This is a genomic window from Parendozoicomonas haliclonae (genome assembly GCF_900174585.1).
Classification (GTDB): Bacteria; Pseudomonadota; Gammaproteobacteria; order Pseudomonadales; family Endozoicomonadaceae; genus Sansalvadorimonas; species Sansalvadorimonas haliclonae.
Window position 1 is genome coordinate 1 of sequence record NZ_FWPT01000018.1, and the last position, 14977, is coordinate 14977.

Below are 14977 nucleotides of genomic sequence, written 5' to 3' on the forward strand. Positions count from 1 at the left end.
CGACCAAAGAGCTTTGGAACCACCTGACTCCATCCCGAACTCAGCAGTGAAACGAAGCATCGCCGATGGTAGTGTGGGGCCTCCCCATGTGAGAGTAGGTCATCGCCAGGCACTTATTAGAAAACCCCAGTTATCGAAAGATGACTGGGGTTTTTGCTTTTGGTTTTTTTGCGTTTGCGACGGAATTGGTATTGTTCTACCCGCTCCGACAATACATCCCTGTATTGGGTCGCTCTCAGGGCATCCTGCCCTTTGGTAGAACAACACCAACCCCGGCTTAGCCACATCGAATCTGCTGCCAGATTTATTCTCGTTCCTACGATCCCTCGTAGGAATGCCTGCCTGTCCAGTACGAAGTCATGGCATGGGTTACTACGCAGAGCGTGGTAACCAGATTCCAGCTTGATTACATCGAATCTGCTGCCAGATTTATTCTCGTTCCTACGATCCCTCGTAGGAATGCCTGCCTGTCCAGTACGAAGTCATGGCATGGGTTACTACGCAGAGCGTGGTAACCAGATTCCAGCTTGATTACATCGAATCTGCTGCCAGATTTATTCTCGTTCCTACGATCCCTCGTAGGAATGCCTGCCTGTCCAGTACGAAGTCATGGCATGGGTTACTACGCAGAGCGTGGTAACCAGATTCCAGCTTGATTACATCGAATCTGCTGCCAAGTTTTTAACTCGCCAGCATTTGTTCCACTTTCTTCTCTAGCTGCGGTGCGCTGACTTGTTGGGGTTCAATAGCTGGTTCAGCTGTAAGCTCAACTTTGGACCAGAAACGTTTTGGTCTATTAGTTAGAGCGTGACCGCCTTTATGGCTAAAGAAGCTGCCCCATAATCCTTTCAGCGCCATGGGTACGACAGGTACCTGATCCCTGGCAAGAATAAGCTCAATACCTTTTTTAAACTCAGCAAGTTCACCGTCTTTGGTTAACTTGCCTTCCGGGAAGATACAGACGACATTGCCATCCTGTAGTTCGGCACTGATCTTTTCAAAAGCCTGCTTATAGATCTCTGGATCTTTATGCTCTGGGCAGATTGGGATGGTTTTACTTAATCGGAAAAACCACTTAAGACCCGGTGTGTTATAGATGGATTTATCCATCACAAAACGAGCCGGACGCCTTACTGCTCCACCGATAAGCAGAGCATCAACATAAGAGACATGATTGCACACCAACACAGCTGCGCCTTCGTTGGGGATATTATCCAAACCTTTGTGCGTTACCCGATACATTGTGTGGCTCAGCATCCAGATGACAAAACGCAGTACAAACTCAGGAACCTGTGAGTAGACATAACCAACGACCAGAATGTTGAGCAGGGCAATGGTCAGGAAGAAAGCAGGAATCGAGAGTTCGAGGATGCCAAGCAGAACAATCCCGGCTATGGCACTGCCCACCATAAACAACGCATTCATTACATTATTGGCGGCAATAATCTGGGCACGCTGTTCCGGCTTGGCTCTGTGTTGGATCAGAGCATAGAGCGGAACAATAAACAGTCCGCCAAAAAAGCCGATCATGCCGAGGTCAAACAGAACACGATAATTACCCGGCATTTGCAGGAAGTCGCTGACCGATAATAAGGGAGCAGTTACCGGTGAAATGGCAAAGTAGAGATCGATACCAAAAACACTCAGACCTAGTGAGCCGATAGGCACAATGCCAATCTCAATAATATGTCCCGAGAGTTTTTCACAGATCAGCGAGCCCAGAGCAACACCAATGGTGAAGACTGCCAGCATCAAGGTGACAACATGAGGCCCACCGGATAGAACATCCTTCGCGAAGTTAGGCAGTTGTGTGAGGTAGGCAGCACCTAAAGCCCAGAACCAGGAGATTGCCATAATAGAAAGGAAAACAGCTCGGTCGGCTTTTGCATAACGCAGAGTACGCAGTGTCTGAGTGACAGGGTTCCAGTCCAGTTTTAGATCAGGTGCCTGGGCTGAGGCTTTTGGAATTCCCCGGCTGAACAGGTAGCCGATGACTGCAAATAAAACGACAGATCCTGCTATCCATTGACTGGCTTCTGGGAGAGTTATCAGTAATCCAGCCCCAATGGTTCCGGCAAGAATAGCGACGAAGGTGCCCATCTCAACCAGCGCATTACCGCCAACCAGTTCTGTTTCATCAAGTGCTTGAGGCAACAGTGCGTATTTAACTGGCCCAAAGAAGGCGCTTTGGGTTCCCATTAGGAACAACAATACCAACATGGCCGTAAAGCTTTGGGCAACAATGGCATAGGCTGCGATCAGCATAATGCCGATCTCGAGCAGTTTAATTTTGCGGATAATTGCAGACTTCTCAAACTTGTCAGCCAGCTGCCCCGCAGTACCCGAGAATAAGAAGAAAGGCAGGATAAAAAGGCCTGCTGCAAGGTTTACCATGGTGTCTGCATTCACCGGGAGTACGCTGGCACCGGCAAACGCGACCATCAACATCAGGGCGTTTTTATAAATATTGTCATTGAAAGCCCCCATGAACTGGGTGCCGAAGAAAGGCAGAAAACGTCGCTTACCTAACAGAGAAAACTGGCTGGACTCGGACATAAGACATTCCCTGACTTACTTAAGAATAGATAGTGTTGTTTTTCTATAAACGACAACGCTAAAGGCGATATTTCTGCGGGTCAATGACCAACTACAAAAAGAATGAGATATCTTACACAATGTAAAATATGGAACGTCCGCTCCATAATGCTTATAACGAGACCATTCCGACAAATACAATAACAATGGGTCATGCCATGAAGCGTGTTCTTATTCTTACCGCATTCATTCTTTCGGGGTGCGCATCGACGCCACCAACGACTGTTAATATTGATCAGCCGCCTTCCGTAAAACCCGATTCAGCCTCCACTATGATGGCGGGTGTATCCTCTGTTGATATCACGCCACCGCCCGGTCTTCCGATGGCGGGCTATTCCATGATGGCCAATAAAGGCAAAGGCTTCCGTACTCGTTTGAAGGCGCGAACTCTTTATCTGGATGATGGCAAAGGCCGCTCCATGGCCCTTGTTCAGATGGATATGTTTGCCGGCTCTTTATTGCTACAACATAAAGTTGCTTCGGCTGTTGCCGAGAAGACCGGTTTGAATCCGGGGGATATCGCGGTCATTGGTACACATACACACTCCGCGCCGTCTAATTACCATCATAACGACTTTTATAATAAACATGCCTCCAGCGGCATTGGCTTTGAAGAGCGTTACCTTGAGTTTATGACGGCTCGTATTGTTGAGGGTGTTGAGCAAGCCTGGGCTGAGCGTAAGCCGGCCAAAATCGCGACAGGCCGTAAGGACATTTATGGCTATAACCGGAATCGCTCATTGTCGTCTTATGTGCTGAATCCAGGTCAGGAATATGCCAGCGATGTGTTCAAGGCGGTGAATCCTTCCCTGTATATGATTCGGGTTGATGGCCTCGATAGTGATGGAACCTATAAGCCAATGGGTGCCTTCTCCAGCTTCTCGGTGCATGCGACAACCTTGTCGGCTTTGGTTGATGTCTACAATGCTGACCTGTTCGGATACGCGCAAAGAGAACTTGAGTGGGCTGTTGAGAAGGACTACGACACCAGTTGGCCCGTGATTCATGCTCTGGCGACCGGTACTCACGGTGATATGGCTCCGGCACTGGCTGATCATAACGATCGTCTGTTTGGCCACGCACCTGTTAATTGGAAAGCCTCAAAGGAGCTTGGTCAGGGTATTGGTCGTGAGGCTATTGGGCTGTTTAAAGAGTTGGAAGGTAAGCTGTCTACGGATCTCGCACTGCGTACAGCGACCCGTGAAATCAATATTATGGAAGAGAACTCCGCAGGTAATGCCGAGATCTGCAGCCAGCCTTTTGCTGGCAATGCGCTTGCCGGTGGTGCTTACGAACGCAGAACGCCATGGTTGGCTGCGGTGCCTGTGTTGCAAGGCGGTAATGCCCTGTCCCGTCGTACTTTCTCTACAGATGGATGTCAGGGAAATAAACGCATTCTTGGTTTTAGTGCACTACAGCCGTTGTTTGAGCCTACCAAGTCATTCCCGACTACGGTGCTGTTTCAGTTAATGCAGGTGAATGATATGGCTATTGTTCCACTGCCATTTGAAATCACAGCAGATTCTGGCCGCAGAATGCGGGATGCCATTTTTGATGCCTACAAAAATGCAGGGAACACCTCTCTGGATAATATTGCCGTGATCAGTACCTCCAATGGCTACTTTGGCTACACGACAACCCCAGAGGAATATGATCGGCAAAACTATGAAGGTGGGCATACATTGTATGGTCGCTATACCACGCCTTATCTGGTCAATCGGCTTGGACAGCTGGCCGAAGACAGTCTGAAAACCGAAGAGCTGGAAGAGCTGCTACCTCGCTGGACTTACACGCTGAAGACCGGTGCCTTTATGCCTGAGAAAGTGCTGCCACAAGGTTCTAGGGCTGCGTTGACCGATCCCGCCTTCAATGAGGCTGATGAGAGCCATGAAGAAGATTACATCGCTTTCCGCTGGAGTGACGCGGCACCCTTTGCCATAAAGCTTCATGAGCCTCTGGTCAGCATCGAAACGAAAACCTCAGCTGGGTGGCAGCCTCTGGTTGTTGAGGATATCCCGGTGAATGATCAGGGCTATGATATTGAAGTTCGGCTGGTTGATACCGAGGGTGATGGCATGGCGGAGTGGGAAACTCGCTGGTACAACCCACTGCCCATGGATAAAGGGGACTATCGCTTTGTTATAGAACCTCGTAATGGTTCAGGGGCGATCTACTCAAAAGTGTTCTAAGCATTCAAATCAGAGCATGATCCATTTTAAGCCCGTCTTTCAAGGCGGGTTTTTTCTTGTTAATTCAGCGGTTTCTGTGGCGCTGGACGTGACCTTAACTAGATTTCAGCTTGGGAGCTGCAAAAACAAAGTTTGAATGAGGTCAACACCATGTCTAGTCAACATGATCACCCTCGCGGTGCTAAGTCACGTCGGCAATTCCTGAAACTTGCTTCAGGTATTGCTCTTATTCCTTTAGTGAATATCTCTTCCGTATCTGCGGAGGACAAAAAGCTTATCCCTCTCATGGAAAGTGACCCTCAGGCACAGGCCCTGAAGTACGTTGCTACCCAGGAGAAAGCCCAATCCATGCCCGGCTACAAGGCGGGAAGCAAGTGTGATAACTGCCTGCACTTTGTTGCAGGAACTAATGGTTGCAACATCTTCCCGGGTCGCTCTGTGGATCCTGATGGCTGGTGTGCAGTGTGGGCTCCGAAGCCTTCGTAGAGTCCTTTGCAGATAATAATTTTCTGGTCACAAAGCCTCTCTGTCTTTAACCTTGCTCTGCAAGAATAAAAATAAGCTGAGAGGTTTTTTTATGGTCATCTGGATACGCCGGTTGTTGCTGCTTTTTGTAGTACTGGCTCTCCTTGGTGCATTAGCCATCTATGGAATCCTGTCCCTGAGCCTGCCCAAAGTTGATGGGGAGGTTGTTTCATCGAAATTATCTGGCAACGCCACAGTTGAGCGTGATGCTCAAGGCATACCCACTATTAAGGCGGATAGTCGTCTTGATGTCGCTTTTGCCACGGGTTACACCCATGCTCAGGATCGTTTTTTTCAGATGGATCTGAACCGCCGCAACTCGGCGGGTGAGCTGGCGGCGCTCGTTGGTGAGCTGGCGCTGGAACATGATAAAAAGGTTCGCATTCATCGCTTCCGCGACGTGGCGGCTACTGTTATTGAGCAGATGCCGGAATCCGAACGAGCTCTGCTTGAAGCTTATACTGCAGGTGCCAATCAGGGCCTGAATGAAATGGGTTACAAGCCCTTTGAGTATGTACTTCTTGGTCTGGAGCCTCAGCCCTGGAAGCCGGAAGATACCTTCCTGACTGTATTCAGCATGTATCTTGATCTCACCAGCCGTCAGGCCGGAATGGATAAAGCGAAAGGCTTTCTGGCAGATATTGCCGGTCGCGAGGTGACAGAGTTTCTTTCCCCGGTTTCTACCCGCTGGGATGCTCCTCTGAGAGATATTTACTTCCCTGAACCCGCTATTCCAGGTGCCGATCAGGTGAACTTGAGAGCGTTCGCCAGTGAACAATATGCCGCTCTTGGCGGTGTCTATGTGCCGGAAAAATTTATTGGCAGTAATAACTTTGCTGTCTCCGGAAAACTGACTGAGCACGGCGGCGCGATTGTCGAAGATGATATGCATCTCGGTCTACGTGTTCCGACCATCTGGTACAGGGCGCAGTTCGTTTATCAAGATGGAGGGCAAGAGCGTCGTGTAAATGGTGTAACTCTGCCGGGTACACCGTTTGTGGTTGTGGGAACCAATGGTTCCGTAGCATGGGCCTTTACCAACAGTAATGGTGACTGGGTGGATTGGGTAAACCTGGAGCTGACTGAAGATGGTCGCTATATGACTCCGGAAGGTCCCAAGGCTTTTGATATCCACAAAAGTGTGATCGAAGTTAAAGGTCAGGAGCCCGTTGTTGAAGAGCTGCGCTTCTCTATCTGGGGGCCGGTGATTGAGTCCGAGTACGATGGTTCACTCAAGGCCTTGCGCTGGACGGCTCATGATCCAGAAGCGACCAATGCCAACCTCTATATGATGGAGATGGCTGACACCATTTATGAGGCCGTGAATGTTGCCAATATCAGCGGTGTCCCTCCACAGAATTTCACTGTGGGTGATAGTGCCGGCCGTGTGGGCTGGAGCATCATGGGTCGTATCCCCAACCGTATTGATCTGGATACCACCTATCCACTGACATGGCAGCAGGCTGTGGGAAACTGGGCTGGTTGGCTGCCTGTGGATAACTATCCGATGGTATTGAACCCGGTAAGAGAGCGTATCTGGACAGCCAATGCGCGTGTTGCCAGCGAAGAGAACTATCAGAAAATGGGTAATGGTGGTTATGCAACCGGCCCACGAGCTCTGCAGATTCGCGACAACCTGCTGGCCAAAGAGCAGTTCACGGAAAAAGACCTTCTGGAGATCGCCGCAGACAATGATGCTGTTTATATCGCCGCCTGGCGTGCAGTTGCTCTGAAAGCTATTCAGAATAATGGTTCGCAGGCGAATGATGGTCAGAAGGAATTTGCTCGAATGTTAGACAACTGGTCTGGTCAGGCGCTTGCCAGCGATGCTGGTTATCGTATGGGACGTGAATTCCAGGATGCGATGAAAGAAAAGGTGCTGCGTCAGCTTGGCCGCTACTTCCTGCTGAAGGCTGACCGTACCGATAAAGGCATTGAAGATATCTGGCTGCAGAATCTGAGCCGCGAAGAATCTTCGGTTCTGCGTCTGCTTGAGCAGCAGCCTATGAATTGGCTCTCCCCGGAATACGACAACTGGAATCAGTTGATTCTCGAAACCGTTGATGAGGTTGTTGCTGATCTTGGCGGTGCTGAGACGCTGGCCCAGAGAACTTGGGGTGAGCGTAACACCGCTAAAATTGAGCATCCTTTGGCCAAAGCCATTCCTGTTGTTGGGCAGTGGCTGAATATGCCGGCGGTACCTCTAAATGGTGATGGTTGGATTCCAAATGCCCAGCGTGCTTCCAGTGGCGTGTCTCAACGTATGGTGGTTTCACCAGGGCGAGAGGAAGATGGCATTCTGCATATCCCGGGCGGGCAGAGTGGTAACCCGACCTCACCGTTCTACCGTTCGGACTTTGATAACTGGCTGCATGTACGTGCCAACCCTCTGTTGCCGGGTGACACTGTTCATACGCTGACTCTGAAAGCTGAATAAGCCTCCCATAGTGACTTAAACAAGAGCCGACATTTGCTAAGATGTCGGCTCTTTTTGTATGTGCCGATAAACGAGCCGCTGGAATAAAAGATCGCTCATGACTGATTGTAATTGTCCAAAGCAAGTGACCCTGTGGGAACAGCGTTTTATTGAATACCTTAAAGATCATGAGACTGATGACTTTTCCCATGATATCTCCCACTTCCAGCGGGTCTGGAAAACAGCCAGAAAAATCATGGCGGATGAAACCCGTGAGGTGAATCCTCTGGTTGTGCTGACGGCCTGTTATTTCCACGACATTGTTACCCTGCCAAAGAACCATCCTGATCGCAGCAAAAGCTCGACCCTTGCAGCGGAAAAAACGGCAGAGATTCTTGATGAATTGGATTTCCCGGAAGAGCTGATTGCGGATGTCTGCCATGCTGTTGAAGCACACAGTTTCTCGGCCAATATTCCAACCCGTACCCCGGAAGCGGAAGTGGTTCAGGATGCGGACAGGATGGAAGCTATCGGTGCTATTGGTCTGGCCCGTGTGTTTTATACCGGCGGCAAGCTGGGTTCGCGGCTGTTTGATCCGCAGGATCCCTGGGCTGAACGCCGCGAGCTTGATGATCGTACATACAGCGTCGATCACTTCTTCTGCAAACTGCTGACTCTGGGTGAAACAATGAAGACAGAGCCCGGCAGAAAGATTGCTGAAGCCAATACTGCTTATCTGCAAGGCTTTTTGGACAAGCTGCGTGAAGAACTGACCTAATCAGAATGTTGTTCACATTTTAAAAAAATGTTTATGATCAGCTGTATACAAAGAATAAAAAGAAAAACGAACAAGTATGCAGCTGGAACTATCCCTCTATTTTTCAGCCATCGCATTCAGTGCGGCTCTGGTGATCCTGAATTTGATTCTGGTTCTTACGGGCGGCTATCGGCAGCGCTCCCGTCAGCTTTTTGCGGCATTGTTGTTCTGTGCGCTTGGGTATCTGGTTGAACCCATCTTTAAAGAACTGGGTAACTGGTTCTGGCATTGGGTGGCAGGGTTGTTGAGAAATGGTCTGCCCTGTGTGTTCTGGCTGCTGTGCAATTATGTATTTGATGATGATTTTGAACTGAGCCCTGCTGTCTGGACTGCTGCGGGCGTGGTGGCATTTACCAGCCCGATGATCACTCTGGTGGTGTATCAGTTCTCCCTGCCTCAACCCCAATGGTTGTTGAACCTTCAGAGCTGGCCAACGCAGGGCGTGGAAATTGTGATGATTATCCATGCTCTGGTAACTGCTGCCAGAACAACCCAGGCTGATCTTGTTGAAACCCGTCGTATGTTACGAACCTCGGTTCTTGGTGTCGCAGGGCTGTATATCGCTACCTTTGTTTTTGTTGAGCAATTTATTGGTTTGAACGATGAGATGATTATTGTGAACAGCCTGATCTTTGCGCTGTTTATTCTTATTCTCGATGTTATCTGTCTGCGCTTCCGTGACGATGTGATTGGTGAGGCTCCGGTCTATGCCGAGATTCAGCCAGAGGTTGTGAGTGATGAGAAGGTGGTGGTGATTAACACCGATACCGGGCTGATTAATCAGCTGCAAACGGCGATGGATGCCGAGAAGCTGTATCGTCAGGAAGGATTAACGATTGGGGATGTGGCCAACACTGTTGGCTTGCAGGAGTATCGTTTGCGTCAGCTCATTAACCAGCAGCTTGGTTACCGTAACTTTAATGATTACCTGAACACGTACCGGATTCAGGAAGCCTGCCAGAGGCTGGAAAAGGAAAATGCCCAGAAGGCACCGGTATTGAATATTGCTATGGATGTCGGCTTTCGGTCCCTGAGTGCCTTTAACCGGGCATTTAAGGACCGAACCGGGAAGACTCCACGACAATATCGGGAAAGTGCCTGATTACTGTCTCTCACGGTTATACAGCTCTTTAATTGTACGCCGACGTGTTTCCAGGCGGGTAATTTGCTGCTCATCAAGAATCTCGGCCAGCTCCAGAGTCATCTTATCAAGCCCGGCTTTAACCTCGTTGTGAGATTGCAGGAATAACTGCTCATTATTTTTACCGTACTGGCTAAGGATCTCCCGAACTTTTTCGGCTTGTTCTGCGTTTGGCTGAATCAATTTCTCCATTTGAACAACAAAGCCCTGCTGGGTTGTAAAGGCCCGAATATTTGCAACCTTGCTGCGGACAAGCCATCCGGTTAACAAGGCACCGAGAAGGCAGCCAATCAGCAGAGTCAGGATTAAAATCAGCAAAGGTTTACGCTGGTAGATCGACATAGTTAATCCCTTAGATGACGAGCAGTAAATCCGCTGTAAGTTCGTGGAGCCCGAGCAGAGTTTCTACAACACCACCATACAGCCAGACTGATGGTGAGTAAGAGGTGACGTTTATACAGATCATAAGCAGAGCCATTGCCGCGCAAGGCAGGCTGACTTTATAAAAGGCCTGCTGCAGTTCACGGTTGAATCGGTGCAGGGCCGCCTCATCCTGTGAAAGCCTATTCATAACCCGGTCAGAGAAGCCTTTACGAAAGCGGTCTTTTTTATGCTGGCTCAGCAGTTGATCCAGCATCTGATCGTGTTGATTATCCACTAGATTCTCTCCTTTAGCTGTTCCAGCAATTTACTTTTGCCACGGGTGAGTCGGGAAAGCACAGTTCCAACGGGAAGCTGCAAAATCTCGGCTGTTTCTTCAGTGCTGTAACCTTGTATCAGCCGAAGAGTAACGACAGCCCTGAACTCGGGCTTGAGCTGCATCAGACTGGTTTGAATGGCTTCTCTTTGTTCCCACTGCCGGTTATTGCATGAAGGGTTGGGAATGCTTTCGAGAACCTCTGTGCCATTATCGAGAAACCAAAGCCAGCGTCTTTTTTTACGACGCAGATAATCAAGAGACAGGTTGATGGCTATACGACAAATCCAGGTCTTTAAGCTGGCTTCACCTTTGAATGTATGCAGTGACTGGTAGAGACGAATCATAGTCTCCTGGCCAATATCCTCTGCCTCGGGAATGTTTCCTACCATTGAGAAGACTGTGGCAGCGACAGAGTCCTCATATCGTTCCACAATTATGCGGAAAGCCTGTTGATTACCCGCCAGTGTCGCTCGAATCAGTTCTGTATCAGAACAGTCTGCAGGCACTATTTCGGCTGTATCCATAGCCCTACTATTCGCCTTATTACTGTGACTGTTTGCGCTTTTTCGGAGACCAGCCCGGCGGACCAAACATATAGCCAAGTCCATCACGAATGCGCCGTGTGCTCAGCATGTCTCTGATGATATTCCCCCACTCATGCAGTGCAATAGTGATAGGGTTGTTGCTGTGTACTGGCGTGGTGAGACCGTAAATCACTGCCTCATCTTCTTCGACAAACGTGCCGAACAGTCGATCATAGATAATCAGAACACCACCATAATTCTTATTGATGTATTTGGGGTTTGAACCATGATGAGCCCGATGATGTGAGGGCGTGTTAAGAACCCACTCCAGCGGACCAAGCTTGGGAACCAGCTCGGTATGCAGCCAGATCTGGTAGAACAGGTTCATGGCCAGTAACAGAAAAACAGCCATGGGGTGAAAACCCAACAGCGCTAGCGGGGAGAAAAAGAGTACACTGCCCGATAGAAGACCGGTCCAGCCCAATCGGCCGGCAACCGTCAGATTCATGTGCTCAGGGCTGTGGTGTACGCAGTGGGTTGCCCACAACCAGCGTATCTCGTGGGCAAAGCGATGATGCCAGTAGTAGAAAAACTCTATCGCTAAAAAGCACCCAAGGGCTTTCCATAGAGTGTTGATCTCAATGGTCCAGAAGCGAAACTCATAAACCCAGAACATAAACCCGGCTGCGACACCGGCTGTTGCTAGATCGATCATGCGCTTAATCGTGGCGACGCCAAGGGAGGACAGGGCTTCAGCCCATGGATAAGACTGCTTCTTAAGCACTACGAGCCATATGGCTTCCAGACCGGCAAAGGCGGCCAGAAAAAGAAGAAAAGCAAAGCCGCCATTTGTCGTTGTTATTTCCATACAGCCCTGCCCGTTAAATACGATTTTTCATGGCTTTTCTAAAGGCTTCTCTCTGTTCTTCCTGAATAGTTTCAAACTCCGCAAATTGTTCTTTATTCAGTATTTTTGCCATGTCCTGAGTATTTTCATCACGTACACGGCGGAGATCTTTGGCTAAATCTCGCTTATCACTGAAAGAGAGATTTTTGCGCACACCGGAGCCCAGGCCATATTTTTTCAGAATATTCGTACGCTGCTGACGGCTCTCAGTCAGCAGCGGCTCGATTTGGCTTATCTGTTCTGGCGTCAGCTGGAGCCGGATTTTGAATTCTTCCAGCTGTTCGCTGACTGTGGGCAGTTCAGGCTTTCCGCTTTCAGAGGCCATGGCTGTGTTGGTAAAAATAAGGCTGAGCATCAAGATTGCTATCGCCATAGGCAGATAACGTGAAAATCTGGTCAGGGTAAAAGTCATTGTATTCCTCTCTTAAAAATCGGTAAGACGACAGGATAGATTGAAGAATCCCTCTCTACATTAGACGTCGGTGAGAACATCTTTATTCCCTCGCCCTGTAAAATTATAGAAATGCAGTCGTTCTCCATGATGATCGAAAAATATCTATAAAAACAAATTGTTAGCGTGACTGACTGATTTTGAAAACTCTGACTGATTTCAAAATCAGTCGTATTTAGTCGGGATTCGATAAGAATAAAGTGTCCGGACTCCGTAGTTTATGTAGCAGAAAAATCATAATAACAAGCCTACTCAGGAGCCGACCGTGTCGTTGAGATCCTATTCACCTTATCTCTCTGCAATTGTTCTTTGCTCTGTTTTAACGGGTTGTGATCAGTCACCTGACAGTCAGACTCAAGCTCCATCCGAAAATTTTGGTAAGCAGCTTCAGGCACAACTGATCGATGCGAAAGCGGGTGACGTTATTGAAATCCCTGCCGGTACTTACGAACTAGATCGCAGCCTGACCCTGAATGTTGATGGCGTAACTATTCGTGGTGCGGGTATCGATAAGACAATCCTGAACTTCAAAAATCAGCTGGCCGGTGCTGAGGGCGTGATGGTGACGGCCAGTGATTTCACCATTGAAGATCTGGCAATAGAGGATACCAAGGGTGATGCCCTCAAGATCAGTGATGGGAAAAACATCATTATCCGTCGTGTACGTGCGGAATGGACCGGTGGCCCGAGTACCGATAATGGTGCTTACGGGTTTTATCCGGTACTGACTGAGAACACGCTGATTGAAGACTCTGTCGTGAAAGGTGCTTCGGATGCAGGGATCTATGTTGGCCAGTCCCGCAACATCATTGTTCGCCGAAATCTGGCGGAGTACAACGTTGCCGGTTATGAAATTGAAAATTCCATTGGTGCTGATGTGTACGAGAACGTCGCAACCAATAATACTGGCGGCATCCTGATTTTTAACATGCCAAGCCTGACTCAGCCCGGTCATACCGTACGCATCTATAACAACAAGGTTTACGAGAACAATACCGAGAATTTCGCCCCCAAGGGCGGGCCTGTTGCCAGTGTCCCTGCTGGCTCAGGCATTTTAATTAACTCCAACGACAAGGTTGAGATTTTTGATAATGAACTGAGGGATAACGACACCGCCCACATTATTATCAGCAGCCTGTTTACCGCTAATTATGCGGAAGAGTACGCCCACTCGGAAAACTTTGATCCCTACCCGGAAGGCATTCAGGTTCTCGACAACACCTACATTGGTGGCGGTGAATCCCCAGGCCGTTTGGAACTAAAAGCGCTGAAATTCAGCATGTTTGGTCTCAATGGCAGCCTGCCGGATGTGCTTTGGGATGGAATCGTTGATGCCAACAAGTTTGTTGATGGTCAGCTGCCTGAAGAGCTCGGTGTGTGCATTGGTGACGAGAAAGCCTCTTTCATCAATGTTGATGCCGGCAATAATTACTCAGCTCCTACAACAGACAAAGCCGGTGTCAGCTGTCAGTTGCCACGCCTTGCGGCCATTAACCTGAATGGTCTTGGGGAGTAACTCGCATGTTAAGAAGTCTGCGAGCAGCACTCTGGTCAGCCGTTTTGGCCGGAGCCGCATTTGTGTTATCGGGCTGCAGCCCTTCTGAGCCGCTGTTAAAAACCAGTGGCTCGGACTATCCACAGACTCTCAGTGAATGGAATGTTCTGTTAATGGATAGTGGCCAGCTGCGGCTGAATGACAATGTTCTTCCGTATGATCTGAACACTCCACTGTTCACTGACTATGCCAGCAAGCTGCGTACGGTCTGGATGCCGGATGGAGCCGTCGCAACTCCGGCTGCCGATGGGGAGCGGATTGATTATCCGGTCGGCACTATTCTGACCAAAACCTTTTATTACCCCCGCACCGAAAACGGTGTTCAGGCCACTTCGGGTGAGGCTGTTCTCTACACCCCGGGAGAAGGTTTACCGATGGATAAGGTGCGGCTGATGGAAACCAGAGTTCTTGTGCATCAGGAACAGGGCTGGGTGGCACTGCCTTATATCTGGAACGACGAACAGACCCACGCGGTGCTGGATAAAGCTGGTGATGTGGAGCGGCTGAATCTGGTGAAAACCGGTGGCACGGAGGAGTTTGTTTATATCGTGCCGGATGCCAACCAGTGTGCAGGCTGTCATGCCGATGGCAAAAGCCGCCGAGCGGTTCAGCCACTGGGGCCAAAGCTGCGACATCTTAACCGTGATCTGATCTACAAGGATGGTTCATTCAATCAGTTGGAATATTGGACTGAGCGTGGGCTGTTGTCGGGTATCGAACTGCAGACCGTTGCCCAAAATGCTCTGTGGCCTAACGCGCGCGAGGGGGAAACACTGGAGCATCGGGCACGCAGTTATCTCGATGTGAACTGTGGTCATTGCCATAACGGTTCGGGCCCGGCCCGCAACAGTGGTCTGTGGTTGACCATTTCGACCCATTCCAACAAACGACTGGGTTTCTGTAAAACACCAATTGCCGCCGGTAAGGGAACCGGCAATCGATTGGTCTCAATTCAGCCCGGTAAGCCTCAGGAATCGATCCTGACTTATCGGCTGGAAACTACTGATCCGGGCGAGATGATGCCTGAGCTGGGGCGTTCTCTTAGCCATAGTGAGGGTGTAGCTCTGGTCAGTGAATGGATTGCCTCTTTGCAAGGGGGGTGTGAGGAGCAATTAGCAGTAAGCGTTGATGGATAAAAATAAGAAAACAGCAGGGAC

Annotated in this window: 13 protein-coding genes and 1 rRNA gene; 8 read left to right on the forward strand and 6 right to left on the reverse strand. The window is 49.5% G+C overall.

Features of this window, described 5'->3' with window-relative positions:
• A 5S ribosomal RNA gene (gene rrf, locus EHSB41UT_RS23385) occupies positions 1–111 on the forward strand; the annotation flags it as partial.
• 570 nt (positions 112–681) lie between these two features.
• Here rrf and EHSB41UT_RS23390 read toward each other — a convergent pair.
• The gene (locus EHSB41UT_RS23390; RefSeq protein WP_087113293.1) at positions 682–2556 is read right to left on the reverse strand and encodes an MFS transporter; all 1875 of its coding nucleotides are present in this window, start codon (positions 2554–2556) and stop codon (positions 682–684) included.
• Positions 2557–2753: 197 nt separating this feature from the next.
• Here EHSB41UT_RS23390 and EHSB41UT_RS23395 point away from each other — a divergent pair, with 197 nt between their 5' ends.
• The 5 genes from EHSB41UT_RS23395 to EHSB41UT_RS23415 all read left to right on the forward strand — a co-directional run bounded on the left by EHSB41UT_RS23395 (position 2754) and on the right by EHSB41UT_RS23415 (position 9644).
• The gene (locus tag EHSB41UT_RS23395) at positions 2754–4784 is read left to right on the forward strand and encodes a neutral/alkaline non-lysosomal ceramidase N-terminal domain-containing protein (RefSeq protein ID WP_165767385.1); all 2031 of its coding nucleotides are present in this window, start codon (positions 2754–2756) and stop codon (positions 4782–4784) included.
• A 150-nt stretch (positions 4785–4934) separates the two neighbouring features.
• Entirely contained in the window at positions 4935–5270 is a 336-nt protein-coding gene (locus EHSB41UT_RS23400) for a high-potential iron-sulfur protein (protein ID WP_087113295.1), read from the forward strand.
• 91 nt (positions 5271–5361) lie between these two features.
• Positions 5362–7746 carry a penicillin acylase family protein gene (locus EHSB41UT_RS23405; protein ID WP_133060646.1) on the forward strand — a complete coding sequence of 795 codons (2385 nt, stop codon included), beginning with the start codon at positions 5362–5364 and terminating at the stop codon, positions 7744–7746.
• Positions 7747–7843: 97 nt separating this feature from the next.
• Positions 7844–8503: a phosphohydrolase gene (locus EHSB41UT_RS23410; protein ID WP_087113297.1), complete on the forward strand. Its 660-nt coding sequence runs from the start codon at positions 7844–7846 to the stop codon at positions 8501–8503.
• 76 nt (positions 8504–8579) lie between these two features.
• Positions 8580–9644 carry a helix-turn-helix domain-containing protein gene (locus EHSB41UT_RS23415; RefSeq protein ID WP_087113298.1) on the forward strand — a complete coding sequence of 355 codons (1065 nt, stop codon included), beginning with the start codon at positions 8580–8582 and terminating at the stop codon, positions 9642–9644.
• On the opposite strand, the gene EHSB41UT_RS23420 is transcribed toward EHSB41UT_RS23415, so the two are convergent.
• The 5 genes from EHSB41UT_RS23420 to EHSB41UT_RS23440 are packed head-to-tail and all read right to left on the reverse strand — an operon-like array spanning position 9645 to position 12226.
• On the reverse strand, positions 9645–10025 hold the full coding sequence (locus tag EHSB41UT_RS23420; RefSeq protein ID WP_087113299.1) for a hypothetical protein: 381 nt from the start codon (positions 10023–10025) through the stop codon (positions 9645–9647).
• Positions 10026–10035: 10 nt separating this feature from the next.
• Complete coding sequence (locus tag EHSB41UT_RS23425) at positions 10036–10341, reverse strand: hypothetical protein (RefSeq protein WP_087113300.1); 306 nt, start codon at positions 10339–10341, stop codon at positions 10036–10038.
• A complete protein-coding gene (locus EHSB41UT_RS23430; protein WP_165767386.1) occupies positions 10341–10907 on the reverse strand; it encodes an RNA polymerase sigma factor in 567 nt (188 codons plus the stop codon). The genes EHSB41UT_RS23425 and EHSB41UT_RS23430 overlap by 1 nt, the downstream gene beginning before the upstream one ends.
• 19 nt (positions 10908–10926) lie before the next feature.
• Entirely contained in the window at positions 10927–11775 is an 849-nt protein-coding gene (locus tag EHSB41UT_RS23435) for a sterol desaturase family protein (RefSeq protein WP_087113302.1), read from the reverse strand.
• Between the two features lie 13 nt (positions 11776–11788).
• Entirely contained in the window at positions 11789–12226 is a 438-nt protein-coding gene (locus tag EHSB41UT_RS23440; protein WP_087113303.1) for a hypothetical protein, read from the reverse strand.
• 304 nt (positions 12227–12530) lie between these two features.
• Here EHSB41UT_RS23440 and EHSB41UT_RS23445 point away from each other — a divergent pair, with 304 nt between their 5' ends.
• Both EHSB41UT_RS23445 and EHSB41UT_RS23450 read left to right on the forward strand, forming a co-directional pair.
• Complete coding sequence (locus tag EHSB41UT_RS23445) at positions 12531–13781, forward strand: parallel beta-helix domain-containing protein (protein WP_207626743.1); 1251 nt, start codon at positions 12531–12533, stop codon at positions 13779–13781.
• 5 nt (positions 13782–13786) lie between these two features.
• The gene (locus tag EHSB41UT_RS23450; protein ID WP_087113304.1) at positions 13787–14956 is read left to right on the forward strand and encodes an SO2930 family diheme c-type cytochrome; all 1170 of its coding nucleotides are present in this window, start codon (positions 13787–13789) and stop codon (positions 14954–14956) included.
• The last annotated feature ends 21 nt before the right edge of the window (positions 14957–14977 follow it).